Origin of the sequence: Microbacterium sp. S308A+ (assembly GCF_049800815.1) — a bacterium.
Classification (GTDB): domain Bacteria; phylum Actinomycetota; class Actinomycetes; order Actinomycetales; family Microbacteriaceae; genus Microbacterium.
This window is the reverse complement of record NZ_JBNAFT010000009.1, coordinates 1-24,718: the sequence shown is the minus strand read 5'-3', so window position 1 is coordinate 24,718 and position 24,718 is coordinate 1. Positions and strand designations below refer to the sequence as shown.

The following is a 24,718-nucleotide window of genomic DNA, read 5'->3' as shown; positions in this document are numbered from 1 at the left end:
TGTAGAGGTCGCCGCTCGGTGTCAGGTAGTAGTTGTACCCGACCGCAACGGCATCGGAGGGGATGAAGGGGATGGACTCGATAACGTCCCCGTTCAGGATTCGGGAAGCGACGCCATTAATCATAGCGCTACCGTAATCGCTTCCAGCGCCGGAGACGCTACCGAGGGATGTCACCCCCGAGGCGACAGGTCCAGTGGTTTTGTTCACATTGTAGAGGTCGCCGCTCGGTGTCAGGTAGAAATTGTACCCGACCGCAACAGCATTAGCCGGAATGAATGAATACGTATCGGTGACTGCATCATTTAGAATGCGCGAAGGCGTCTGCGGGGCTGGCGCATTACTAATGGTCGCCGATCCTGCTTGAGCCGTACCACTCGATGCGGTAATTGTTCCACTGCCCCCAATGATGGGGGAAACAATTGCAGGCATGTTCTGGAGGCTTCCATCGGCCCCAGTAACGCCGGTATAGATCGCACTCCCGCCCTGAAAAGTGTATCCACCAGCCAATTGAACGGTGACCGTTTGACCCGCGATCGCTTGACCATTCATCGTGGCTACGATATTAGCCGTGATCGCTGCGCAAGGATCCCCAATATAAGCAGTCTTATCGAAGTTCAGAGCCAGAGCCGATGAGGCCGCAGCACCGGGGACGGTGGCAGCAATAGCTATAGCGGGGATGGTCCAAGAAGCCCCTTTAACAATTGTTCGCCTGGAAACCTCTGCCTGGCCCCCGAAGGTGTTATTGGTCATTAAATATTCCATTCTTTTTTGGGGTGCGGGTCAAGAAGCACCCTCATATGCATGATATGTTGAGCCTTCTGCGTGGGGAGGCTTGCGTGATCATCGGTGGGCCAGACTGGATTATTTATGGTCAATCTGGCTGTGCTCGCGGGATGCGAAAGAGATTCGATTCCTGCCCGAGTACGAATCCTGCTGGCGATTGAGCTCACCGAGCATTACCGTGTCGGATACGACCTCGCGCGCAGGCTTGCAGACGAACTTGGCCCCGACTGCGACGTGCGGATCCTCATGGCAGGCGACCACGGCGGCTGGCAGCACGTCGAGACGTAGCGTATATATGTACTAGTCTCAGTCATATTTGAAGCCATCAGATTCGCTGATAATACCGATTATGTCAGCTCGTAACGGGTGTATCGGCAGGATTTGCAGATACACCCTCCCCTGATAACTAGGGCTCGGATTTGGGGAGGCGCACCATCTTCCCGAGTGGAGCCCATTCGGATGGGGGCCGTTGGCCCTGGCGGAACCCGTGCCTGTGGTACCACGCGGCTAAGCGTTGGAATGACGGATCTGAGGGGTCGTCGTAGTGTTCGATCTCCGCGGCTATGCGTTTGTTATGAGCGTCGGCGTATCGGCATAGTTCCAGCAACGCTGCCGTACCGACACCGTGGCCAAGGACCTCACCGGCCTGGATGTCGCTGAGCCAGATCCCCGGTCCGGCATCGATGGACCACCTGTCGTAGGTGCAGACCGATAAGTACAGCATGTCGCTGCTTCGAGTCAGGTCCTCGACACTCTCGGGAATCGGACGCCGCGTGACGCTGATGAACTCGTACACAGACGCTCTCGAACGGGACGTGATCAGCTTCTCGCCGCTAACGATCTCTGACAGTCTTCGATCGAGTTCGGCGGTAACAGCTGCTCGGTCACCGAGCACTGCTTGAGCACGTAACAGCGGCATCTCATCGCGTAGCTCCTCAGCCTCTGGCTCGAATAGCCCGTCCAAGGCCACTTCCAGCGTCCAACGTCCGTCGTTGATGCTGGAGAACGGCCCCCACTCCCCCGGCGTGGAACCTGCGCCTGTCGCCTCAAGCTCACGCCGCAATCTGCGACGTCGGGTATCCAACGGGTCCAGGCGCCGACTTGCGGCCGCGACCTCCGCGCGCTGTCGCCACCTGGCCCTGGGCTTCCGCCACAGGATAATCGGAGCCATGAGGGCCTGACGATCCGTGAGCAATTGCGCGACCGTGGCCAGGTATGACTGGGCCATCGAAACCTGATCTTCTGCCCTCATGGCAGCAACCGTACCTGCCCCTGATGCACCGGAACGGCCCCACCGCTCACCCTGAACGAAATCAATTGCGGGCAGCCCGACGTAACAGCAGCTATGCCGACTTCTTCGCGGCGGCGGCGTCGACGCGGGTGTGGTCGGCGTGCCCGTAGTGGCCGCATTCGGCGAAGACGCCGCTGCTTGGGTCGACGAGGAAGGGCATGTGGTAGTCGATGACCTCGCGGATGAACATGTGCAGGCTCGGGGCGCCCTTCCCGCCGATGAGCATGAACTGGTACTCGTCGTAGATCGCCGCGAGCCGGTGCACCGCGTCAGGATGTTCCGTCCATCGGATACACCACCGCTTCGTGTCCTTCTTTCCCGCCCCGGTGAAGCGGTCTTGGAGAGGACCGTTCACGAACGCCACGAGCGCGGCGGGAGCTTCCAGGAGCGGGACATGCTGGACCAGCACATCCATGGGCTCGCCGACGTCGTCGATCGGCTCTTCCTCGAGCCTGGCGTCAGACATGGGAGGGCTCCCCTGCGGTCCGGTGGTTCTGCTCGGGGGTCATCGCGACGAGCTTCTTCATCCGCTTGTCCTTGAACCACGGGCGGGTACGGACAAGAGTCGGTCGGGCGCCTGACGCGAGCACGACCATCCGGCCGAGGGAGAGGGAATCTAGGTCTCGGACGTCCATGATCCGCTCGGATCGACGGGCCACCTGGTTTGATGCTCCCCCCTTCCCGGTGCTCGTCGACTTCTCCGTGTACTCGTAGTCGCCGATCCGCTCGGACAGGTCGCGGTAGAACGTGGCCGAGGCGTTCCCGCCGGCGAAGACCTGCACCGTCGACGCCGCCCACAGTGCCCCGAAGCCCCCATCGGGCCAGACCTTCTCCCCTTGCTCCTGGCTCTGCAAGATCGTCATGACGATGATGCCCCGCGACCCGTAGTGCGAGTAGCGGGCAGGAAGGTCCGGGATTCGGCAGATGTTCCCCGCCTCATCGAGGACCGCCATCAGCGGCGGTGTGAGCCGGGCGCGGGGCGACGCCTCCGCCCGGACCTCCGCGGCGTCCAGGATCGTCTTCGTCAGCGCGCTCACCAGCGGCCCCGCGGACCCCTGGCCCTCCTTGGAGAGCAGGTAGAGGGTGTCACGCGGACTCGCGACGAGATCCTTCGGGACGATTTCACGCCGGTTGCCGCCGGGCTGCACCCAGGCACGGAGCTCCGACGACGCCAGGAACGAGACAGCCCCACGGGCGTATGTGAACACACCCGAACGGGTCCGCTCTGTGACCGCCTGCGCCGCGTCGATCCTGGCGGCGACCTCGGGGTGCGATTCCTGGAGGATCCGTGACGGATTCGGGTTGTCCTCCGTCGTTAGCCATTCGAGCACCACCGGCAGATACAGGCGGGCGTGCGCGGCGGCGAACATGTAGTCCGCGAGCAGCCGCGACCCCTCCTTCTCGAAGAACTGATCCCGCGACTCCGACACGTAGTACGCGCTCAGGATCGTGGCAAGGTTCTCCGCGTCCTCCAGAAGACGGATCTCGCCCAGCGCGTTCCACCAGACCCCGTACTCCGCGTACGCCGGGGCGATGCCCTGCGCGTCGAACACATGCACCCGTCCAAGCGTCGACCGGTAGCCGATCGTCGCCTCCAGAACGTCGGGCTTCGCCGACGTCGTCACGCACGTCCCCGGCGCATCCAGCACGTTCGGGATCACCAGCGCCACCGACTTGTTCCGCCGTGGACCGGCAATGACCGTCGTCGTCGACTCGAACGACGCCCGCACCGGAAGATTCCCGGCCACCGTGTAGCCGAGCTGCACGCCGCGGTGCGCCTTCGGATCGAGGCCGAGGTGCTTGTGCGTCTTCGCGACCGTCGACGGCAGCAACGGCGCGATCTCCTTGCCCTTCCCCATGTGTATCGCCGCGCGGTCCTCCTTCGCCCGGTCGCCACGGACGACCGCGACGATCACCCCGGCGATGATCGCGGCTGCGATCACCCCGGCACCGACCATCACGGCCGTGTGCGCTCCCGTCCACGGCACCTGCCCGACGAGCGCTTCCACGGGGTTCACGAACGCGACAGTCCCGGTGCTCATCCACTGCGCAATCGTCCAGCTGAAAACCCAGCCGAAGGCGATGACGAACAGCGCAAGCGCCGCCGTCGTCAGCCCGGCTCCTGCCCCGGTCCTCCGAGTCACTGCGGACATCAGATGCTCCTCCTCGTCACGGTCCCCCGACGCTGCTCACGGAACCGCTGATCCGTGATGTGCAGCGACTTCTGCACATCGGTCTGCACCATCTGCACCGAGATCCCCGGCCGCCCCTCCACCTTGAAGAGGACCTTCCCGGCACCAGGCGGCGGCGCCTGCTCAGCACGCTCCGCTCCCGCCTGTGGCGGCCTCCCCCAGCTGGAGGAACCGTTGTACCGCACGACCTCGTCTATCTCCCGGTCCGTCAGCGGCTTCACCGCCGACAACTCCTCCAGATCCGCCCGGGTCAGCGACATCAGCCCGAGAAGCCCGGACCGCTCCGCAAGGCCCCGCGCTTTCTCCCGATCGTGCGCGTCCGGGAGGGACAGCATGTCCTTCGGGCTGTGCGTGATCTTCATCTCCGCCGTGCCCTTCGACCGATTCGAGCGGGACAGCTGGTCCGCCCGGTCAACGATCCCCGGCGTTGACCGGATCGGATACCAGAACTCGTCCATCAGCGTCGTGTAGCCCGTCCACACGACCTCCGGGACATAGACGTCGCCGACCTCGGCCGCGGCCTGCGCCATCTCGGCCTCGTACTTCGCGATTTCCCAGTGCGCGTCGATCGCGTCCATCCCGAGCGACCAGGACATCAGCATTGCCGTCGACAGGAGCTTCGGGGCAGAGTCCGGGATCGAGGACGTGTCGAAGCAGAACCCGCCACGGTTGCCAGGGTCGATCTCCACAGACTCCGTCCCACCCAGAAGACGACCGATATCGCCACCGAGCATCGCACGGATCGACTCTCCCAGGCCCTCGAAGCGGGCGTGGAACGCCTCAACGCTCCGCTGTCCTGTCCGAGTCAGAACCTGTTCTGTCGGGCTTGTGAACGCCGTCTCCAGGTCGCGGGTGACCGGCCGTCGTTGACGGGAGAGGATGTCGTGGACCAGGGAGTCCACGACCAGGTCCTCGATGTCGGTCAGGTTCGACCCTCGGCTCACGCGGAGCGCAAGCTGGGCTTGCTGGATGATCTTCCAGACCGCCAACTCCCGAAGCTCCTCCCCCGTCTTCCCGCCGATACGGGCCGCGGCCCGCCCGAGCGGGCCAAGCGAGAGGAGATTCAGCTGATGCCGGGTCGTCGGACCGAACTCGAACACCGCCCCACCGGACCGCTCGACGAGAGGCGTGTGCTCGCCCTTCTTGAGGGGATTGAAGACCGCCGGCACCATGCCCCGGCCCATCATCCCGAGCGTCATCGTCTGCGCCGTCGACGACTTCCCCACTCCGTTAATACCCCAGAGGAACATGCTCGGCGAGGAGATCACGCCCTCCTGGTACAGGCTGTGGTGATCCATCGCCACAGCCGTCCCCGACTGCATGTCGCGACCCAGCGGGGCGCCCGACACGGGCCGGGCGGTGCCCGTCCCGAACGGGTAAATCCCGCACACCTGAATGCTCGCGCCGTACCACATCTCCGGCGCCGGCACCCTCGACCACCGGCCACCACCACGGCCGACGAAACCCTGCTGTGTAAGGACCTTCACCCGCCGACTTCCCGGCCTCCGACCGATCACGACAGCCCCTTCGCCACACGCTCCGCCATCGTCTCATGCAGCCACGGGAGAAGCCCCAGAGGCATCGACACATGGAACGCGGGACCCGCATCCCAATCGCAGAGCCGGTACGTCAACGACGACATCTCCAGGAGGCTCTTCAACTTCATCTCCGCCTCCCGATACGACCGGGCATCAGCATCGAACGTGACCGTCACGACGATCCCGAACCGGGTCATCATCGCGCCCTTGACGACCTGCTGCTCAAGCATGCGCTGCTTCCCCGCATCGCTCTTGTCCCGCTCCGTGATCCGAGCCTTCGCCGTCGACGACATGCTCTGAGACTTCCCCATCTCCTCAACGAGATTCATCGTCTTCCCCGGCGAGACCGGCCGGTACAGAACAGCCGCACGCTTGCGGAGGAACCCATGCGTGGGACGGAACAAGGCGTTCATCGTGCTCTCCGTGATCTCCACCCGCGGCGGGACCAACACCAGAGCCGTCATCGACGCGACCCCGTCATGCAAAACGACCCGCTTGTGCCCATCGTCGAAGTACTCCGGGCCAGCCTCCGTGACCCGCATCGGGTTCCGGTGGCCACGGAGTTCATCACTAGCGATCTCCGCCGACCGCTCCGGGTCGTACGAGATCCGAGCGGCCGTCGCGAGCATCTGCGACGTCGCCGGCACCACCGCCCCGCCGCCCGCCTCGCGCAGCGCATCGACGTGATACGGAAGCTTCGCCGCGACCTCCGCATGCGCCTCGTCCAACGACCCGGCCAGCGAATCCACGCTCCACGCGATAACCGCCCAGGACGTCGACTCCGAGTACCGAGCCGGCAGCCTCCGGGCCGCCTCCGCCGTCGCCGCCCGCGCGATCTCCGGCGCACCCGGATCGATGTCCCCCGTGATCTTCTCCACCAGCGGCGCCGACGACCTCAGCGACGTGTCCGCGACCACCGTCGCGCCCGCGATCGCCGTGTCCTGCGAATGCGACGCCAACCACGCCCCATACCAGCTGACATCAGTGTCGATACGCTCCTGCGTCTGCAACTCGTTCCCATCCGGCGCACACGCGAACACCGCCACGAGCAGCTTCCCCGTCGGGTGATACAGCAACGTGTACGGATTTCCCCGTCCGTCCGTCCCGTCGATCTCCTCCAGATTCGCGAGCGCCCCAGGCAACGCCGTCAGCTTCTCCGCCGGCAGATTCGTGAACAAGCCCGTGTTGTACGTCGCCTCCCCCCGAGCGACCCGAGACGACCCGCCGACACGCTCCACGACCCGCTGAGCGATCGTGCGCGCGGCGAGCGGATCCCCCCACCGAACCACGAACAGCGCATCGACGAGGAGCGCGCCCGCGAGCACCAGCAACCCCGCGCCCCACTCCCCCGTCTGGAACAACAGCGTCATGATGATCAGACCAACACCGAGGATCCCCCAACCAGGAACCGTCAACATCCCGAGCGTCATCCGCTTAATCGGCATCCAGTTCCCGAACCGGACCCGGCTGTCTCCCGTGATTTCGTTGCTCATCGTTCCCTCATCACTCGCCGTCGAACGTGTCATTCAGGCTGTTCTGCCCGCTCCCCTGCGGCATCAGATACGCCAGATCACGGAGACCATCACCGCCGCCGCCCCGCGCGCCATCAGCGCCGCTGGAGCCCTGCGCACCCTCGGCGCCCTGCGCGCCTTGCGTGCCTTCACCACTTGATCCGCCGGCACCATGAGCACCGGACGCACCCTGCGCTCCCGCCACGCCACTACCTCCGCTCGCGCCGACCTCAGCTGCACCACTCGGGCCAGCAGACCCCGCGGCCCCGGCCGAGCCGGCCGCCTCCGAACTTGCTTGCGCAGCTGCCGCGCTCCCGCCACCAGTCGCCGTCGCCGCACCGCCAGCGGTCGCACCAGCGCCGGCACCAGCAGCACCCGCACCCACCCCGGCGGCTGCCGCGCCCCCGGTAGCGACCACCGCGCCGGCCGCCGCGGCCGCGAGAACCGTTGTCCGCACGCCGCCGACGAGGATCCCCCCGCTCGACGCATTCCCGACCGCGGACGCGATCGGGGCAACGAGCTTCATCAACGCCGGCAGGACAGCGATCGCCAGGATGAAGATCACCGTGCCATACATCGCCCCCTCGATCCCGTTGTACCCAAGGCGAAGGACGATCGCGTACCCATAGAGCAAGGCCGCGATGGGCGAGTACAGCAAGAACGCGATGATCCAAGTCGTGATCTTCTCGAACGCCCCCTGATGCTTGTCGAACATCGCCGCGGCCGCCGAGACAGGCCAGAACGGTGTGATCACCGTCAACGCAATCGCGCGGAACAGCATGATCACCCACTGGATCCCGACCATGAGCGCCCCCAACGCCCCGAAGATCAGCGCCATAGCGACGTTCCCGCTCCACATCGCGAAATCACCCATCAGCCCGCCCGGTGGCGCCGTCTGCTTCGCAGTGATGAGGATCCACCGAGCAAGCTCTAACGACCCGATCGACAGGATTGAGATCGTCACCGTGCCGATCGCCTGCACACCGATGGCACGACCAAACCTCACCATTCCCGCCTTCGCCGCATCTCCCCGTGCGTTGAACATCGTCACGATGCCCGACACCATCAGCCCACACACGAGAAGGATCCATTGCAACGGACCCACCACGAACGCGAACCACTCCGCCGACGTCCCACCAATCACCGGCTTAGCCGGATCCGTGATCCAACTCGTGAAGAACGTATTAAACATCTCGTTCTGCCCGTCATACAGCTGCTTCGCGAGCTTCCCCGCTTCACCCTGCACGAAGTTGCCAATTGCGCAGCCGATGTCACCGAGGCCGCAGTCATCCATTGCTACTCCAGCGGGTGAACTGGCCTGCGTTGACATCGATTGCTTGTCCTGTTACTCCTGTGTCCTGGAGCTTCACTCGCCAGTCTCCCTGAACCCATTCCATTGGGAAAGGAAGGGCGCGGAATCCTGTCCCGGAATTAGGGACGCTGTACACAAGACGTACCAGAGCGCGACTCTCGGTATATTCGTCCACCCGATAACCAACCAATTGCATACCGTATTGCTGCAATTGGTCAGGCAGGCTCTTCAAAGAGGCCGATTTCTCCAGCGCTATGGCTTTGCCAGGTGAATCGACGACGTAGAATTCCATCGTGGGGACGGTGCCATGGTCAACCGCTCCGAACTGTGATGTGACGGCTGCAAGCGCAGCCCCTACGGGTGAGCGCGAGAAGCAGACGGCGAATCCATCCTTCACGGAGACCGGACCGAGAGAGTCGGAGATGGGCCATGTCACGCCGGCTGATGCTGCCCATCGGAGGTCGGCCGGGACTGTGGTGATGTTCCCACCCGGGACATCGCATGCACCCGATTCAAGCTTGGGCTCTTCGGGAGCCGTAGTCGGCTCCGCGCTCGTCGGCGGTGACGTCTCGTGGTCGGGTTCGTGCCGCTGCGTCTGCATCAGTACGAACCCGACCACGCCGAGGATCACGGCCAGGGCCACGATGCCGAGCGCGATCCAGTAGCCCGGCGTGAGCTTCTTCTTTTCGTTGTTCGGCATCTTCTTGCCTCTCAGCCCGGCAGGGGGATGCAGTCGGTAGGAACGCGGATGAAGATCGATGCCAGCCCGACGGCCGCCGAGACCAGCACTGTTCCGAAGATCCACCACCCCAGAGACTTGAGCACCTGGCCGCCGTCGCCGCGGTTGTGCTGGAAGAACATGCCGATACCGATCATGATCAACGCCACGATTCCGAGAGCCACTGCGGCGACCCCGCACCACAGCTTCGCCGTGTCGAGGGCGTTCATCGCGTCCTGGGGCAAGCAGTACGGTGCCGCCGGCACCACGCGCGCGATCTCCGCCCCACCGCGCACCGCATATTCGCTAAAGCTCATTGCCTTCTCCGGTTCTTCTCAACAGCAGCGGCGACCCTCGCCGCTGCCTTCTTGACCACGGGCACATCTGGCACCGAGTCCATCCCCCGAAGCGCGGGCACCCACGGCACCCGCACCACCGGCGCTGCGCCCTCCAGGACGCGAATCGCCCGCGCCACCGGCGCCGGCACCTTCCCCGGCGCGTCAGCGATCACCAAGACCACCGACGCCCCGGACGTATAAGACTTCGCGGCCTCAACGCCCGCGAGCGTCGACCGCGCCGCCACCAACAACGGCAGACCCGAGCGGGTCTCCGCCGAGACCTCCTGCACACCGAGGAGTCGCGCCCACGTCGACGCGCCCGACACGACATGCGCGGACAGGAGCTCCAACTGCGGAACTGCCGTGACCGGATCAGGAACAGCAGCCGCCAGGACCTCGACGGCCCCGGCCGGGCGGAGCCACGACCGGACTGGCGGCGTTACCGCGGCTCCCTGCGCTGCGGACACGGACCCGTCGACCTGAACAACCAGGTCGATCGTCATCCCACCCTGCCGGACTTCAACCGGCCACGGCCCGCCACCCGTCAGCACTCCCCCCAGCTGCGCCAGCACGAGAGCAGGAGCCTCGAGACCAGCGGGGACGACGAGCGGGATCCCGCCCACCGTCCACATCGGCCCGGCGACATGCGCCGCGACCACTCCCCCCGGCTCGCTCATCAAAGCCCGTCCACGATCAAGGCCGTTGCCTTCAAATACGCCTCCCGCGTCTGCGGCAACAGGGCCTCGTAGTTGATCGTGCTGCCATCATCGAGCGACGGGTCGAACGGGATCTCGACAACTCGGATCCCGAACGCCTCGCAGTGATCCCGCGTGCGCTGCAACCGCTCCGCCTGGCTCGCGATCGCCGCCCGTCGGCCCTGCGTCGCGACCGCCGGCTGCGTGAGCAGAAGAACCGATCTCGCGAGCTTCTGCGCATACCCGGCCTGCACGAGCACATCGATCGTCGCCATGGCCGTCTTCAAGGAATCCTCCTTGTTCATCGCCGTGAGCACGATCGTGTCCCCGAGTTCCGCGGCCGCCTGCCACGTCCCCGCCGTCGATGCATTCCCGGTATCGACGACAAGGAGGTGGTACCGGGAACGCAGCATCGCGTGGAGCTCCGCGAACGCCTCCCCGTCGATCACCTCCCGATCACTGCCCACGTTCTGCGAGGCGAGGACGTCGAACTTCGAATCCCCCTGCCGGCGCACGAAGTTCGATAGCTCATCAGCTGTCGCGGGATTCCGAAACCGATCCAGATGCTCAAGAACGTCGACTGCCGTGTGGTCGTGACCCGCGCGGGCGCTTCGGTCCGCGAGCGTGCCCTTGTTCTCGTTGTTGTCCCACGCCAGGATGTTCCCGCCACGGACCCGCCCGAGGGTCGCCGCGATCAGATACGTCGCCGACGTCTTCCCCGCCCCGCCCTTAAGGTTCATCACGGTCATCGTCCGCGAACCAGCCAGCCCACGATGAACACTCGCACGTGCCTCACGGCGCGCGATCTCCCCACGGCCAGGCTGCAACCGCAACGCCCCACCCGAGAGCCGGTTCACTCCCCCACGCAGACCCTCCTCAGCCGGCCGAGCAACCGGCTCCGGCTGAGACGCCGCGAAGTCAGCCGCCGTTGGCCGATTCCGCCGCAACTGCGGCACCGGAGCATTCGCCACCGGCGACAACGCCGGCCCCGCCAAGAGGGCGTCACCAGTCGTAACAACCGGCGCCGGGGAAGGCGAGGCCACCGCCTGATCAGGGATCGTTCCCGCGACAGCAGTCGGCGCCGACTGCTCGACAGCCGTCATCCGCCCTGCCGCGTCGACCATGAACCACGAAACGCCCGACTCAAGATCCGTGCTCTCCACGAGCACCGGACCCCCCTGCGCAGCCGCCTCCGCCGCGAACTTCTGCACCGCCGCCGCGAAATCCGTCGACACCCCGTCGACCAGCGCCACACCAGCAGCATCGACCTCGATCTTGTGCGCCTGCATCCCCACATCCCCTCTCCCGGGTTCTTCACCTGGACAATCTTGCGCGATTTCGTGGACATTCCGTGCCCTGTCCCCCAAAGGGGGGACAGGGGTAAGAGGGGTGCTAGTCGGATCAACCGACTCGCCCCACAGGGTCACGTCACTTCCAAGCCGATACGTCATGTATTAGCATGGTTCTACCATAGCTAACCTAACAAGTATTAGCTACTGTGACTCTCTCGGAGGTTTGAGACAATGACCGTCTATGGCCAAGTACGCCGCGACGCAGCTTCCAGCACGGCTGGAGGCTGCCATTAGCGCGCTCGGAGGCAACGCCGCCCGTATCGCGGTGCTCAGCGTCCTCGCAGACCATCCCCGATCAACCCCCGGCGAGGTCGCGGACCTCACATCCTTGTCCGTCAACACGGTGCGTAAGCACCTCGGACAGCTACTCTCGGCAGGACTCGTTGAGTCGGATCCGCCCGCCACTCTCCCGTTCAGTGAGCGCAGCGGGCAACGTGCTCGATACAGCGTTGTGACGTCAAAACTGGCTGATGCTTACAGAGAACTAGGCGTCGCTCTGCGCATCCAGGGGATCAGCGAGCGTTGAGTGGGGCATAGAGGCCTCTCCTGACACGAAGAAAACCCGACCGAAGACAGTTCGGCGTGTCGCCCCACCGAATGCATTCACTGCTACATGATGGGCCTATGAGTCCGACACGTGGTGCACAGCGTCGGCCCGCCAACGCGGCTGCCGTGCTGCTACAGGGCCGTGTCTCCCCTGAAGTTCGAGAGGCGATCCACGCCGCAGCGAAAGCCTCGGGGACGAGCACGAGCTACTACCTCGACCGGTACTTCAAAGACCTGCTGGACGAGCTGGGGACACTCCCCGTCGTCCACCCGCCGCGCCCTCAGAAGGAGACGCTGGATGTAGACGCTTAACGAAAGAACCCGCCGCAGTGCGGCGGGTTTCTCCCAAGTTTTTCGATCCGCTGAGTTTGGCGACACGGACGGATCGAGAAGTGAAGAGCCGGTCTAGGACCGGAGCTTCGATTTCAAGCCACCGGGAAGGACCCGGGGCCTTGTAGCACCTTCTGACCTACTAGATAGGAAGTACCTTCATGGTAGCTCGTGCTGCCCAGATTTCAAGCGCTAGCAGTAGCAGTGACGGCGTGTCGCGGTCCGTGGCGGGCCGCGGGCCGGCGGCATGGGCGCAGGACGCCTATGAGCGGCGTCCTCGGGCTCGCGCACACACGGAGACCTCGCTTGCAGCGCTCAGACGCGCGACGAGTGCCCCGGAGCGGGCGAACGGGATCGGCGCGCCGGCTATGCCGGCCGCTCTGAACCGGGCCGTGCCCGTCTCCCCCGGCCGCAAGGCCATGTTGCGGATCATCCACGCTCTGTCCCGTCAGCCTTACGTGGCGCGCCTGTGCCGCGCCGAGGGCATCGCCGTGGACACCTGGTACGCGATCGCCGTCAACGATGTCCTGGACGCCGACAGCAACGGCCGTGAGATGCGCACGAGCAAGGTTGTTGCTGCGGCGCGTGTGGGACGCCAGGAGAAGGCCGTCCAGCGAGCACGCTCGATCAGCGTCCGCCTCGGGATCCTCGTCGAGCTCTACCGCGGCCGCGAACTCAGCGGCGACGAACGCCGCCGCCTCATCACAGAACACCCCGGACACAAGCAGCGAGGCATCCCTAGCGTCTACGCCGTGGCCGTCATCACCGCCCGTCACCGCGCCCGCGTGGCCGTTCCCCGAGCCGGCAGGTTCGCCCAGGTTCTTCCCCACACCGAGAGTTTCGTCCACCTACCCGTAGGGTCTCGCTTCTCCCCTATCCGTTACCTTCTCAAGATCCTCCCTTTGGCCGCCGCTAACGCGGCAGAGGCTAAAGAATCGATGGGGACGGGCAGATCTCGCCGTCGACGACGGCCCGGTGGGGGTCTCGCCGTCGACCTGCTCACACAATCGACGTTCTCGATCCTCTTCGAGGGGATCCGGCCCGGCCAGATCGCCGCACAACTGGCACCCTACGAAACCGGCGGCTGGCACGGACACGGCCTCGCGGCCGCGCTCCTGGCCGAAGCCGCCCAGATCGGGGTAAGCCGTTGGGAACGAGCCCGGTCCCCGTTCGGGCTACTGAAAACACTGCTAGCCGGCATCGTGCACTCCCCGACCGTTCACGTCACCCTGACCGGCGGCGACCACAACAACGGAACGCACACGCTCAACGCCGCTACGCGGCCACAGCCCTGTGGCGGCTCAGACTGCGACGGCCACGGATGGATCAACAACATCGCCGACACCGGCTACACCGTGACTCGCCCGTGCCCGGACTGCCCGCCGCACATCCGCTCTACGCCGCCGGCCTCCGAATACGACGGATCGCTGCCCTTCTAGGTCAGTATCGGCGTAGGCCCGCCCCCAATGTGCACAGCCAGCTTCCGCCGGCTGCCTGCACACAGTGGGGACGGCCCCGACCGTCACCACCCAGCCGGCGCCGGTATCTAGGCTGATGACAAGGGGGGGTATTCCACAGGAGATTCGTTCTGTAGCCCCGGCCGATCCCAGCCGCTCAGGTACCGACCGCCCCGAGCCTCCTACCGCACCCCGACAGCATGCGAACAACTACCAGAGGACGTCACTCTGAGCCACGGGGATTCCCAGCCCTCCCGAACACCCAGCAGCCCCGGCCCGCACGTCCCCAGAAGAACCACTCCAAGAATGACTATCCCACCCTTGACAATGATGTAAAGCCCAGGATAGAATCTTTGTATGAACAGGGCGGAGAAGGTGGTCGGGATCACGGTCTATGGCAAGCCAAACTGTGTTCAGTGCACGATGACCTACAGGGCGCTCGACGCGAAGGGCATCGACTACGACAAGATCGACCTGACCGAAGATGACGGAGCGTTCGCCTACGTCACCGAAGACCTCGGATACGCTCAAGCGCCCGTCGTTGTCGTCGACGACCAAGACCACTGGGCAGGCTTCCGCCCCGACCACATCGACCGCATCGCAACACTGGCGGGCGAACGAAAGCCAGGAAGGGTCGACCATGACCACACGCACCTTTGATGTCACGGTCAAGCGCGAGGGAACCTGGTGGGCGTTCGAGATCCTCGACCTCGGGACCGGCGGGCAGGCCCGGAACCTCGTCGAGGTAGAGGAAGAAGCCCACAGTATTGCCTCCGCATGGCTCAACGCCTCCCCCGGCACCATCGCCCTGAACGTCGCCGTTCACGGTCCCGCTGACGCCCTCGCAGAGTGGGACGCCGCCGAGCGCGACGAGGAAGAAGCCCGCAACGCACAGACCCGAGCAGCCGAACGTCGCCGTGCCGTTGTCCGCACCCTCCGCGAACAGCGCTACAGCGCCCCCGATGTCAGCCGCCTCCTCGGCATCAGCCGCCAGCGCGTCTACCAACTCGCCCAGCCCACATCCGACCCCCGAGGGAACCCGACCGAGTAACACCCATCTCGGCAACGGCAGGGCGACCACAATCCCTGTCTCTACCTAGCTACCTAGATAGAGACAAATCTAGGTAGCTAGGTATTCTTCCGCAAGGCTAGATACCTAGCTAGGAAGGTAGAGAACTAGTTATCTAGATATATAGCTATACAGGTAGTTAGATAGATAGGATGGAACTATGCAGACGCTCATGGTTTACAGCGAGGCGGGCGGAGTCAAGAAGACGACTACCGCCGTCAGCGTGGCGATGATCGCGGCCGAAGGTCACGAGGGCAGGGCGGCAGACCCAAGTAAAGGCATCGATGCGATCGCGCCGGTTGCGTCGCGCCGTGTCGTGCTGATCGACCTCGATCCACGAGCCGCGACAACGAAATGGACCCGCATCGAGCCCGCCGAGCCATGGCAGCACGTCGGCGCGATCCTGGGGGAGAAGGATGACGCCACGGGGTGGGCGCAGGACCTGGCCGTGCCGAGCAAATGGCACGCGAACCTTCGAGTGATCCCGGCGGCTCGTGACCTCAGTAATCGAGAGAGCGACCGCGACGACTATGCAGAGCTCCGTCTGAAGCAAGCCTTGGCAGGGTTGGACGCCGACCTCGTCGTGATCGACTGCGCCAACCGTCAGGGAGGGCCGCTCACGCTCTCGGCGCTGCACGCCTCCGAATCGGTGTTGTACGCCGCCACGGCGAACGATTCCGGGGTGGACGGGGTCACGGGCGCACAGCGCACCGTCGAGGCCTACAAGCGGCATATGGGCGCCCTGGGGGCGTCTACAGGGATCGAGGAGGTAGGCGTGGCGGTCACTCGTGACGCTTACGGGTTCCTGAGCTACAGCGAGACCGACGCCATCGAGCAGATCCGGGCACTCACGCCGATCATCGAGCCCGTCGTCCCGTTCCTGCCGATCGTGCCCGAGGTGAGGCTCGCGGGGGAGTGGTACGGCGGCTATCGAAAAGGCCAGGCGGTGCGAGACGCATACGCCGCAATCGTGGGAAAGGTGACCCGATGAGCATGCAAGACCGACCAGCACGAACGAAGCCCCGGCCACCGGCAGACGCCGGTGTCGACCCCATCGACTTCCGACCCTCGACAACGACGCCGGCGGTCGCCCCGTCGACAACGCAGCGCGAGGCACCCGCCGCCACCGCACCAGCGGCCGACGTGGCGCCGAGGAACACTCCCAGCGGATTGGCGCCGACAAAGCAAGCAACCGTACAGAGCGGCATCAGCTGGTCGACCGACATCGAGGCCCTGGTCGCGCGGACGAAAGACCGCACGGGGAAGAGCCGACGAGCGATCGTCGAGGAAGCCATCGCAGCCATGTGGGGAGATTGACGCGCACGTGTCAATCAGACGGGGAGTGCAGACCGTGCCGAGGCGGCGTACCTTGGAAGAGGACCGGAGGTTCACCATGGAGAAGTTCGACGTCGACGAGCGTTGGCCTGAACTGTTCGCGCAGCTGACCGCCACGCAGCACGTGGCGGTCTTGCAGACCCTCGCGTCCTCCTGGCACGAAGGCTGGGCTCCGAATCGTGAAGACGTGGAGAACCTGACTGATCACATCCGCGGGGCGATCGACCGTGACGAGTATCTGCGCCGGGCGGACACGGCAGCCGAGCGCCGTCGGCGGGTGCAGGCGATCGCCAGCTGATGCCGTCGTATGACTCCTGGGAGTCTTACTTCTACCCGGAGACGTACGATCCAGCCACAGGCTCCGGCACACTACGGAACCGGTTCGGAGAGCGTGACCCGGAAGTCCTCAACGCGAAGGAATACAGCCGCGCGTCGCTCCGTGAAACCGAGTTGCGTACCGACGTCGCCTCGGTCCCTCGAAGCTACGACGCCGAGCATGTCCGAGGTATCCACCGTCATCTCTTCCAGGACGTCTATGACTGGGCGGGGGAGTACCGCACCGTCAACATGGTGAAGCCCGGCGCCTTCCGCTCCTTCGCCGACGTCCCCACCGGCGAGATCGATCGCTACCTGGGCGATGCGGGCCGGATCGTGCGTGCTACCGACTGGGCCGATCTCGATCGCAACGACTTCGGCGACGCGATCGCCGACGTGTACGCACACGTCAACCAAGCCCATCCCTTCCGTGAGGGCAACGGCCGAACCACCAAGCTGTTCCTGGAACACGTTGCTGAGCAATCCCGATTCACGCTCGCGTATAACCGGATCGGGAAGGATGACTGGAACCGTGCAGCCGAGTTCAGCCGCCCCGACATCGGCGCCTACAAGGTGATGCCTGAATCCGTGATCCCCCTCTTCCGGCAGATCGCTGTCGAACGCCCAGCGAAGACGGCATCCACACGGCCGGAGCGTCCAGACCCAGGAGTCCGCCGAGAACTGCGTGGGGGAGACCGCTACCGAGGCAGCAGAGACCCAGGCCGTCCTTCCGCCGGCCCACGCGGACTCGAACGATGACCGACGAGTCGCGGTTCTGGTCCTATGTCGTGAAGGGGCCGGCGCCTTCTGATTGCTGGTTCTGGGCCGGCGCGGTCGGCGATGACGGGTACGGGCGGTTCTGGACGTCGACGGGCGGGGGAGGGCAGCGCACGATGCGGCCGCAACGGTTCGCCTGGCGTCTACTCACCGGTGTCGACCTCCCGAGGGAGGTCATGCTGCTGCATCGGTGTGATGTGCCGTTGTGCGTGCACGTCGACGTCGACGAGGCGATGTCTCACCTTCGTCCAGGCACCGCGCGAGACAACCAGGACGACGCGGTCCGTCGCGGCCGCCAAGCCAACAGATTCACGGTCGAGCGGTTCGCCACCTTGCCGCGAGCCGAGCGAGCCCGCCGCTCACGAGCCCTCCGCGACGTCGTCCGAGACCACGGATGGGACCCCGAGCAGATCGCGCATGCGCTCTCCGGCGCCGGCGAGGGAGCCACGATGCTCTGGTGATCGGAGCCATACGGAGCCATACGGAGCTGGCTATGTCAACTCGAAGTGGCCCAGGGGTGTCGGCTTGATTTGGCCCGGGGCGCTTCACCCCTGGGCCAAATCAGAGTGACAGAGTGAGCTCGCGGAGGTTCTTCTCCAGGGCAGGGATGGATCCGGTGGCGGCGGCGGTCGCTACGACGTAGTAGCCGCGTGCTTTGGACTCGTCGATGAAGACTCGGTCACCGGCGTTGAAGGGCATGGGGTCAACGCTATCGGCGTCCGGTTGATCCACAGGCTTGGGGTGCGACAGGGAGCAGGTTATCCACAGGCCTGGTCCCCTTGGGGCCTATACCTGTGGGGTAGTGCCCCAGTATTCCCAGTGCCATGCCTCGTGGGGGCCGGTGCCGTCGGGGCGCGCCCAGGGTGGGTGGACCCATCCGTATTTGCCGGCGTTTGCGACGAGCCAGGTGTAGATCGGGTGGCTGTAGTTGATCACGTAGTGGGAGGTGTCGCCGATGTCGACGGCCATCGCCCATCCGTGGTTCGAGGTCCCCGGGGTCGCGGCCCCGTCGCCGTAGGTCTCCTTGTCCTGGACCTGCTGGGCGTAGTCGCGGTAGCCGTCATTGATCGGGATGTCGTAGCCGAACGTGGAACGGAACTCGGCGTTCATCGCGATCAACGCCGCCGTCGCGTCGCCCCGTAGTGCAAGGTTCGACTGCCAGGGGATCGAGGTCAGGGCCTCGGCGGGGATGTACCCGTTCTTATGGCCTCCCCATGGTCCGGGCGGTTGACCGTTCGGGGGAGGGTAGTTCCCGGACCCGCCGGCCTTGCATTGGGTCGTCTCGCCGCCGGCGATTTCCTTGCCGGTCAGCGCGCCGACGATCGCCTTCCCGGCTTCCTCGAACTTCGCGTAGTGCATGGGGTCGCTGTTGCCCTGGACGCGGTTGATCGCGAGGGACACGGGAAGAATTTCCCACCCCTTGACCTGGAGGAGCCCGTCGACGAAGGCGTTCGTCGCATGCACGGGATCCATGACCTCCTCCCGGGTGCCCCAGGGGCTACCCGGGAGGCACCACTGCTGCTGGAAGAGACCGAGGCTGCACGTGAGGGACCCATCGGGGTTGGTGACCCCGTTCAGGTCGTCGCCGTAGTCGACGTTGATCAGCGAGGACTCACCGATCGCGGCCGTCACGGCGATCACTTGAGCTTGTGTGGACAGGCCACGCTTCGCGATCGTGTCGATGATGACCGCGGCGTTGTTCAGCTGCTCGCCCTTGTACCCGCTGACGTCGCTTGGTAGTCCCGACGAGCCAGATCCGCCGACCGTGCCGGTTCCGGGAAGGCACATGTTCGACGCGCCCGTTGCGAGCAAGATCACGAGCCCGAAGATCGCGGCCGGGACAGCAAGGAGCGCGATCCCGATGCCGAGGAGCCACCTCATCAGTTCTGCCCTGGTGGCGTCATCTCGAACACTAGCCAGACGCCCCCGGTGGACTCCGGGGATACCCGCCGCGTCATGTCGAGTCGGTACCCTCCTGCGTCGGTCTGGAGGAGGACCGTCGCGAACGTCCCGTCAACAACGGTCGTCACGGGGTCGCCGGTGATCGTCGACGCCATGACCCTGTCCGCGCGCACGCCTTCCCAGACGTACAGGGCCTCGGGGGAGAGGTACTGGGAGAAGTCCGCCCACCACTGCTCTTGCGGACGCTTGTGATCGACGAACGCAGTCAAAGCCGCGACCGCGACCGACTCTGCACCGCTCTTCGCCTCCTCCGGCGGCGTCGATCGACTCGCCGCAGGCAACGGCTCCGAAGCAGCCGAAGACTCCACGGGCGCGGAACCCGGCGCACTGGGAGACGCCGCGCAACCGCTCAACACGAGCGCTGCAACAACGGACACTCCGGTCATCACTCTGCGAGATGTGTTCATCTTTCTTGCCCCCGAACCCGTTCCTCTACTCCGACTGCTCGTGACTCTCCTGCGACGTCGGGCGGCTCTTCCGCGACGAGCGTGAGCGCGTAGCGCGTGTGCCCGGTACGAGGTTCAGCCGCTTAAGCTCCGCCTCACTCCAGCCACTCTTCATCGCCATCTTCCGCGCCTCGCTGACGCGCCCCGCCGCACGAGCGAGAGCTTCCTGCGCGTGCTCCTGATCGCGGATCGCATCGCGGAGAGCTTCACCCGAGGCAATCTTCTCTTCAACCTCTGCGAGCACTGCCTGTCGAATATCCATCGTCATACAGCAACTCTACGGAGATCGTCTCAGCAACAAAAGCAACACACATAACAAGACCTAACGTCCGCTACTCTGCTTCACTTCTCATCGGATGCACGTATGCTACGGGCTTTGCCCATAGTACGCTGTCCGGTATGCGGGGTGGAGTGGTGTTCTTCCGAGGGGCGGGTGCTGCTGCGCGCGCCTACCTCGAATCGGATCACTCGCACGCCGATGAGTACTACCTCGAAGGCGGGGGAGCGGTCGCGGCGTGGAGCGCACTGGACGCTCAGGGAGTAGCGCTCGACGAGGCGAACCTCGACGGGGAGAGCTACCAGGCGTGGGTGGACTGGAAAGACCCACGCACAGGTGTTGAGCGGGGTGTACCTCGGGAGGAAGTGCGGGCGCGGGTCGATGGGGAGCTGCGCATCACGCCCTCATCGCCACGATTCGTCGAGATGACGGTCAACGTCGATAAGTCGTTGTCCGTCGCGGCAGCGTTGAACCCGGATGTGTCGGCAGCGCTCGACGCGGCAGAGGCAGCGGCCGCGCAGGCGATGAACACGTACATGGCCACCAACTCGGTCACGAGAGTAGGACCACGCGGCGCGCAACGGTTTGTGCCCGTCGAACGCCTGGAGTCAGTTTCTGTCGTGCATCGGTCCTCACGCGCAGGTGATCCCCATCGTCACGTCCACGTGCAATGGAGCACCCGCGTGTACGCGGAAGGATCGTGGCGAGGGATGCACACCGCGGCGACATTGCGACAGCAGGGAGCGTTGCGGGGCGTGGGGGAGGCCGCGATCAACTCTCATGCCGGACTGCGCCGCGCCCTGGCCGCCGCGGGCTTCACGTTTGACGCGGCAACGGGGAAGGTCGTGAACCTCGAACAGCACGCGCAGGTGATGTCGAAGCGTGCCCAGCAGATTGACCGGAACGTACTTCGATTCGAGGCCGAGTGGAGGAAGGATCACCCGGGGCAGGAGCCGGACAAGACGATTCGCCGGGAGTGGGATCAGCAGGCGTGGTCGCACGAGCGTCCCCGCAAGCGGAAGTCGAGCGAGCGCCCCGAGGACAAATGGATCGACGAGCTACGTGCGTCCGGCCTGCAAGTTGACGACTTCGGGACTACGTCTGAACGTGCCGCGGTGCAGCTGCACGACCTCGACCGGAACATGCTCCGCGCGGACGCGATCGCCGCGGTAGAGAACCGGGGCTCCGCCTGGTCGATCGCTGACTTGTCGGGCCGGGTGGGAGAAGCGGTCGGGCGACACGACGTGACAGCGACACCAGACGCGATCGACGCCTTCGTGCAGGACGTCGCAGCCGACATCGCCGCGCACCTTCCGGTCTTGGAGACGAACGTCAACGGGGAGATCCCGACGTGGGTCCGCAACCTGACCAGCGACCGCGTCTTGCGCGTGGAGCGCGAGATCCTCGAGGCCCTGGACGCCCGCGGAATGCAGTCCGGCCTCGCCCTCAGCAGTGTGCAGATCGGGGGGCTGTCGGCGGCACAGTCCGCGGCCGCCGCGGCCCTAGGCTCGGGGGCGCCTCTGATCGTCGTCGAAGGGGCAGCCGGGTCGGGGAAGACAACGATGCTCGCCGCCGCGCGCGATATTGCCGCAGCCGACGGGCGGTCCCTTGTCGTCGTCGCGCCGACCCTCCGTGCCGCGCAGGAAGCATCGAGCGCGCTCGGCACCCGGGCAAGCTCCGCACACAAGCTAGCCCACGAGTACGGATTCCGCTGGACCGATGACGGCCGCTGGACCCGACTCGCCCTCGGGGACACGGAGCCGGTCACAGGAGGCATCTATCGGGGGCCGTCAGCGGGCGCGGCCGTCAGCGCTGTGACACGGATCGTTGTCGACGAGGCAGGCATGCTCGATCAGGACCTCGCACACGCTCTCATCACGATCAGCGACGAGACCGGCGCCAGCCTCGGCTTCATCGGCGACCGAGCACAGCTGCCGGCAGTCGGGCGTGGGGGAGTGCTCGACATCGCCGTCGCCGCATCCCCGCGCCCACTCGACCTCAACGAGGTGCACCGGTTCCGAGAAGAGGGATACGCCGAACTCACGATCGCGATGCGCAACCGCACAGAGCCCGGCGCCCTGTTCGATGAACTCCACCGGAGGGGGAACATCGTGATCCACGACTCCGACGCAAGCGCTTGGGGGACTATCGCGGCTGACGTCGTCGCGAAGGCTGAAGCAGGAGCGACCGTTGCCGTCGCCGTCGCGTCCAACGACGCAGCCGCTCAACTTAACGCCCTCGTCCAGGACGCCCGCGCCCGCGCTGGACACACCCGGAAACCGGCGGTCGACGTCGCCGGCGCTGACGGGCTCAGCATCCGCGTCGGCGACCGGATCATGACCCGCAACAACAACAAGGAGTTGCGGGTCGCGAACCGCGACACATGGACGGTGCAGCGTGTCCGCCGTGACGGGTCGGTCGACGTCGTCGACGGCGCCCGCCGAGCCCGTCTACCACGGGAGTACGTCGAGAAGGACACGCACCTGGCCTACGCCGCGACGGAGTATGGCGTGCAGGGGGCCACGGTCGACTTCGGGCACGGCGTGGTCACTGACTCCTCCAGCGCTCAAGCTGTGTACGTCTCCGCCACCCGCGGCCGAGAACACAACGCTGTCCACCTGGTCGCCGGCGACGTCGACGAAGCCCGAGCGATGTTCCGCGATGCTCTCGGACGGGAAGCAGGGGACCGGGGTGTTGAAGCAGCCCGCGAAGGGGTCCGCCGAGACCTCGACGGCATCGTTCTTCCCCCAGCCGTCGACAACATCGACCCGGCACTGCGGGCCGAGCGGATCGCCGCCGAGGAGCGACAGTTCGCAGGGCGCACCCGTGACTGGGAAGCCGCCGTCGCCAGCTGGCAGGAACGGCACCCCGGCGACAGCGTCAACAACGTTGCCGGGCAGCTAGACCGTCTACGCGCCGACGCCACGGCGGCCACCGCCGAAGCGCTCCGCATCGAGAACACCCTCGCGGACACCGTCGACGACCGCCGCACCATAGCCTGGAAGGCGGACTACGCCGTCGTCGACCAGGCCGCGACCGAGGCGGGAAGTGCGTCCGTCTTCCGCCGGCGGGCCGCCGAGGAAGCACACGCAGAATCTCGGGATCGGTTCGTGGCCACCCACGGTCACGAACCGAGCCCCGAGCCACCCGCCGAGGTCCGCACCGCCTGGCGTCGTCAGGCAACCGCGCCCGGGCAGGATCCCCAGCTGGACGCGGCACGTCGCCGCGCCGCGGAGCTCCACAAGCGACACGACCACCTCCAGCAGGACCCGCCGCCAGTAGCGCCGGCTAGGCCCACACCGGGCTCCCCACAGCAAGAAGCAGCGAAGGACGCCCGCTACGCACAACGGAAGGCGCAACGAGCACAGCGAGACATCGAGCGCATCACGACCCCTCGAACGCCACAGACCCGAGCGCCGCGTCCACGAGGCCCCGAACGGTAGGGACACCCCAGACCTGCTCACGGGTGCGATCACGCTGTGGCTACTGCTTCCCTTATGGTCGCCTCTGCCAGCTAATATCGAAATACAGGTCTGAACTTTCCCCTCGCGTCCTACACGTACTGGGGAGCATCGGGCGCGAAGACCATCGAGCTCCAGTGCGGCTACCACAGCACCGCGAACAAGACCGGTCATGGGTGGCATCACATCTATGCCCACCATGAGGGCTATCACGTTACCAAAGGCGAGCTGCAAGAGCTGGCCTACGCCCATCTCTTGCAGCTCAACGCCCTACCCATCGGCATACACCACAACCCACCTGAAAATCACACCTATAATATTTGAGCGGCTGCGGGAATTGCCCGCAGCCGCTCAAACTTATTCATCCATTAACGGATCAAACAGCTTCTTTCAGCAGGAGCTAATTACTGCACTTACATAGTCAGTTCCACCAGACGAGGAACAGCTAAGAGACGTCAGCCCTGTTGCAACTGGACCAGATGTCTTATGGGTTGTGTACAAGTCTCCATTGGGCGCGTAGTAACAGTTGTGTCCGACCACCGCTGCATCCGAAGGAATGTAGTCGAATGTGTCCGTCAGAGTTGCATTGAATATACGAGTAGCTACCCCGTTGATCATTGCACTACCGAAATCGTTGCCACTACTGGAAACGCCTGGCTTAAAAGATGTAACCCCGGTTGCAAATGGTCCTGAAGTATCGTGAGTGCTGTAGAGGTCGCCGCTCGGTGTCAGGTAGTAGTTGTACCCGACCGCAACGGCATCGGAGGGGATGAAGGGGAAGGACTCGATAACGTCCCCGTTCAGGATTCGGGAAGCGACGCCATTAATCATAGCGCTACCGTAATCGCTTCCAGCACGGGAGGTACTGCTGAGGGATGTTACTCCCGAGGCGACAGGTCCAGTGGTTTTGTTCGCATTGTAGAGGTCGCCGCTCGGTGTCAGGTAGTAGTTGTACCCGACCGCAACGGCATCGGAGGGGATGAAGGGGATGGACTCGATAACGTCCCCGTTC

General features: G+C 65.1%; 26 protein-coding genes and 1 pseudogene. 11 read left to right on the top strand and 16 right to left on the bottom strand.

Going from position 1 to position 24,718, the window contains the following annotated elements; genetic code table 11:
- A pseudogene (locus ACP15J_RS14100) lies at window positions 1-751 on the bottom strand (hypothetical protein); the annotation flags it as partial.
- Between the two features lie 117 nt (window positions 752-868).
- Between ACP15J_RS14100 and ACP15J_RS14095 the strand changes: the two are divergent.
- Complete coding sequence (locus tag ACP15J_RS14095) at window positions 869-1,072, top strand: hypothetical protein (protein ID WP_424937794.1); 204 nt, start codon at window positions 869-871, stop codon at window positions 1,070-1,072.
- Between the two features lie 118 nt (window positions 1,073-1,190).
- On the opposite strand, the gene ACP15J_RS14090 is transcribed toward ACP15J_RS14095, so the two are convergent.
- The 10 genes from ACP15J_RS14090 to ACP15J_RS14045 form a co-directional block, all read right to left on the bottom strand.
- Window positions 1,191-2,036: a hypothetical protein gene (locus tag ACP15J_RS14090; RefSeq protein WP_424937793.1), complete on the bottom strand. Its 846-nt coding sequence runs from the start codon at window positions 2,034-2,036 to the stop codon at window positions 1,191-1,193.
- Between the two features lie 91 nt (window positions 2,037-2,127).
- Complete coding sequence (locus tag ACP15J_RS14085; RefSeq protein ID WP_424937792.1) at window positions 2,128-2,541, bottom strand: DUF4913 domain-containing protein; 414 nt, start codon at window positions 2,539-2,541, stop codon at window positions 2,128-2,130.
- Complete coding sequence (locus ACP15J_RS14080) at window positions 2,534-4,228, bottom strand: type IV secretory system conjugative DNA transfer family protein (protein WP_424937791.1); 1,695 nt, start codon at window positions 4,226-4,228, stop codon at window positions 2,534-2,536. Before ACP15J_RS14080 ends, ACP15J_RS14085 begins: the two co-directional genes overlap by 8 nt.
- Window positions 4,228-5,754 carry a hypothetical protein gene (locus ACP15J_RS14075; protein WP_424937790.1) on the bottom strand — a complete coding sequence of 509 codons (1,527 nt, stop codon included), beginning with the start codon at window positions 5,752-5,754 and terminating at the stop codon, window positions 4,228-4,230. Before ACP15J_RS14075 ends, ACP15J_RS14080 begins: the two co-directional genes overlap by 1 nt.
- Window positions 5,755-5,780: 26 nt before the next feature.
- Window positions 5,781-7,298: an SCO6880 family protein gene (locus ACP15J_RS14070; RefSeq protein WP_424937789.1), complete on the bottom strand. Its 1,518-nt coding sequence runs from the start codon at window positions 7,296-7,298 to the stop codon at window positions 5,781-5,783.
- 10 nt (window positions 7,299-7,308) lie between these two features.
- Window positions 7,309-8,610, bottom strand: coding sequence for a hypothetical protein (locus tag ACP15J_RS14065; protein WP_424937788.1), 1,302 nt, complete (start codon window positions 8,608-8,610; stop codon window positions 7,309-7,311).
- Complete coding sequence (locus ACP15J_RS14060; protein WP_424937787.1) at window positions 8,603-9,328, bottom strand: hypothetical protein; 726 nt, start codon at window positions 9,326-9,328, stop codon at window positions 8,603-8,605. Before ACP15J_RS14060 ends, ACP15J_RS14065 begins: the two co-directional genes overlap by 8 nt.
- 11 nt (window positions 9,329-9,339) lie before the next feature.
- A complete protein-coding gene (locus ACP15J_RS14055; RefSeq protein ID WP_424937786.1) occupies window positions 9,340-9,663 on the bottom strand; it encodes a hypothetical protein in 324 nt (107 codons plus the stop codon).
- A complete protein-coding gene (locus ACP15J_RS14050; protein WP_424937785.1) occupies window positions 9,660-10,361 on the bottom strand; it encodes a hypothetical protein in 702 nt (233 codons plus the stop codon). The genes ACP15J_RS14055 and ACP15J_RS14050 overlap by 4 nt, the downstream gene beginning before the upstream one ends.
- Window positions 10,361-11,806 carry a MinD/ParA family ATP-binding protein gene (locus tag ACP15J_RS14045; RefSeq protein ID WP_424937784.1) on the bottom strand — a complete coding sequence of 482 codons (1,446 nt, stop codon included), beginning with the start codon at window positions 11,804-11,806 and terminating at the stop codon, window positions 10,361-10,363. The genes ACP15J_RS14050 and ACP15J_RS14045 overlap by 1 nt, the downstream gene beginning before the upstream one ends.
- A 106-nt stretch (window positions 11,807-11,912) precedes the next feature.
- On the opposite strand from ACP15J_RS14045, the gene ACP15J_RS14040 reads away from it, so the two are divergent.
- The 9 genes from ACP15J_RS14040 to ACP15J_RS14000 all read left to right on the top strand — a co-directional run bounded on the left by ACP15J_RS14040 (window position 11,913) and on the right by ACP15J_RS14000 (window position 18,021).
- Window positions 11,913-12,257 carry an ArsR/SmtB family transcription factor gene (locus ACP15J_RS14040; RefSeq protein ID WP_424937783.1) on the top strand — a complete coding sequence of 115 codons (345 nt, stop codon included), beginning with the start codon at window positions 11,913-11,915 and terminating at the stop codon, window positions 12,255-12,257.
- Window positions 12,258-12,355: 98 nt separating this feature from the next.
- Window positions 12,356-12,589 carry a hypothetical protein gene (locus ACP15J_RS14035; protein ID WP_424937782.1) on the top strand — a complete coding sequence of 78 codons (234 nt, stop codon included), beginning with the start codon at window positions 12,356-12,358 and terminating at the stop codon, window positions 12,587-12,589.
- Window positions 12,590-12,975: 386 nt separating this feature from the next.
- Window positions 12,976-14,046, top strand: coding sequence for a hypothetical protein (locus ACP15J_RS14030; RefSeq protein ID WP_424937781.1), 1,071 nt, complete (start codon window positions 12,976-12,978; stop codon window positions 14,044-14,046).
- Window positions 14,047-14,421: 375 nt separating this feature from the next.
- On the top strand, window positions 14,422-14,724 hold the full coding sequence (gene nrdH, locus ACP15J_RS14025) for a glutaredoxin-like protein NrdH (RefSeq protein WP_424937780.1): 303 nt from the start codon (window positions 14,422-14,424) through the stop codon (window positions 14,722-14,724).
- Window positions 14,705-15,115, top strand: coding sequence for a hypothetical protein (locus tag ACP15J_RS14020; protein WP_424937779.1), 411 nt, complete (start codon window positions 14,705-14,707; stop codon window positions 15,113-15,115). Before nrdH ends, ACP15J_RS14020 begins: the two co-directional genes overlap by 20 nt.
- A 190-nt stretch (window positions 15,116-15,305) precedes the next feature.
- Window positions 15,306-16,124: a ParA family protein gene (locus ACP15J_RS14015; RefSeq protein WP_424937778.1), complete on the top strand. Its 819-nt coding sequence runs from the start codon at window positions 15,306-15,308 to the stop codon at window positions 16,122-16,124.
- Between the two features lie 402 nt (window positions 16,125-16,526).
- Window positions 16,527-16,766, top strand: coding sequence for a hypothetical protein (locus tag ACP15J_RS14010; protein WP_424937777.1), 240 nt, complete (start codon window positions 16,527-16,529; stop codon window positions 16,764-16,766).
- On the top strand, window positions 16,766-17,542 hold the full coding sequence (locus ACP15J_RS14005; protein WP_424937776.1) for a Fic/DOC family protein: 777 nt from the start codon (window positions 16,766-16,768) through the stop codon (window positions 17,540-17,542). The genes ACP15J_RS14010 and ACP15J_RS14005 overlap by 1 nt, the downstream gene beginning before the upstream one ends.
- Complete coding sequence (locus ACP15J_RS14000; RefSeq protein ID WP_424937775.1) at window positions 17,539-18,021, top strand: hypothetical protein; 483 nt, start codon at window positions 17,539-17,541, stop codon at window positions 18,019-18,021. Before ACP15J_RS14005 ends, ACP15J_RS14000 begins: the two co-directional genes overlap by 4 nt.
- A 100-nt stretch (window positions 18,022-18,121) precedes the next feature.
- Here ACP15J_RS14000 and ACP15J_RS13995 read toward each other — a convergent pair whose 3' ends face one another.
- The 4 genes from ACP15J_RS13995 to ACP15J_RS13980 form a co-directional block, all read right to left on the bottom strand.
- Window positions 18,122-18,259: a hypothetical protein gene (locus ACP15J_RS13995; protein WP_424937774.1), complete on the bottom strand. Its 138-nt coding sequence runs from the start codon at window positions 18,257-18,259 to the stop codon at window positions 18,122-18,124.
- An 87-nt stretch (window positions 18,260-18,346) separates the two neighbouring features.
- Complete coding sequence (locus ACP15J_RS13990) at window positions 18,347-19,441, bottom strand: M15 family metallopeptidase (RefSeq protein ID WP_424937773.1); 1,095 nt, start codon at window positions 19,439-19,441, stop codon at window positions 18,347-18,349.
- Complete coding sequence (locus ACP15J_RS13985; protein ID WP_424937772.1) at window positions 19,441-19,803, bottom strand: hypothetical protein; 363 nt, start codon at window positions 19,801-19,803, stop codon at window positions 19,441-19,443. The genes ACP15J_RS13990 and ACP15J_RS13985 overlap by 1 nt, the downstream gene beginning before the upstream one ends.
- A 151-nt stretch (window positions 19,804-19,954) precedes the next feature.
- Window positions 19,955-20,236: a hypothetical protein gene (locus ACP15J_RS13980; protein ID WP_424937771.1), complete on the bottom strand. Its 282-nt coding sequence runs from the start codon at window positions 20,234-20,236 to the stop codon at window positions 19,955-19,957.
- A gap of 131 nt (window positions 20,237-20,367) precedes the next feature.
- On the opposite strand from ACP15J_RS13980, the gene mobF reads away from it, so the two are divergent.
- On the top strand, window positions 20,368-23,688 hold the full coding sequence (gene mobF / locus ACP15J_RS13975) for a MobF family relaxase (protein ID WP_424937770.1): 3,321 nt from the start codon (window positions 20,368-20,370) through the stop codon (window positions 23,686-23,688).
- 408 nt (window positions 23,689-24,096) lie between these two features.
- Here the strand turns inward: mobF and ACP15J_RS13970 are convergent.
- Window positions 24,097-24,718 (bottom strand): hypothetical protein (locus ACP15J_RS13970; RefSeq protein WP_424980972.1); only part of this gene is annotated, 622 nt, incomplete at its 5' end.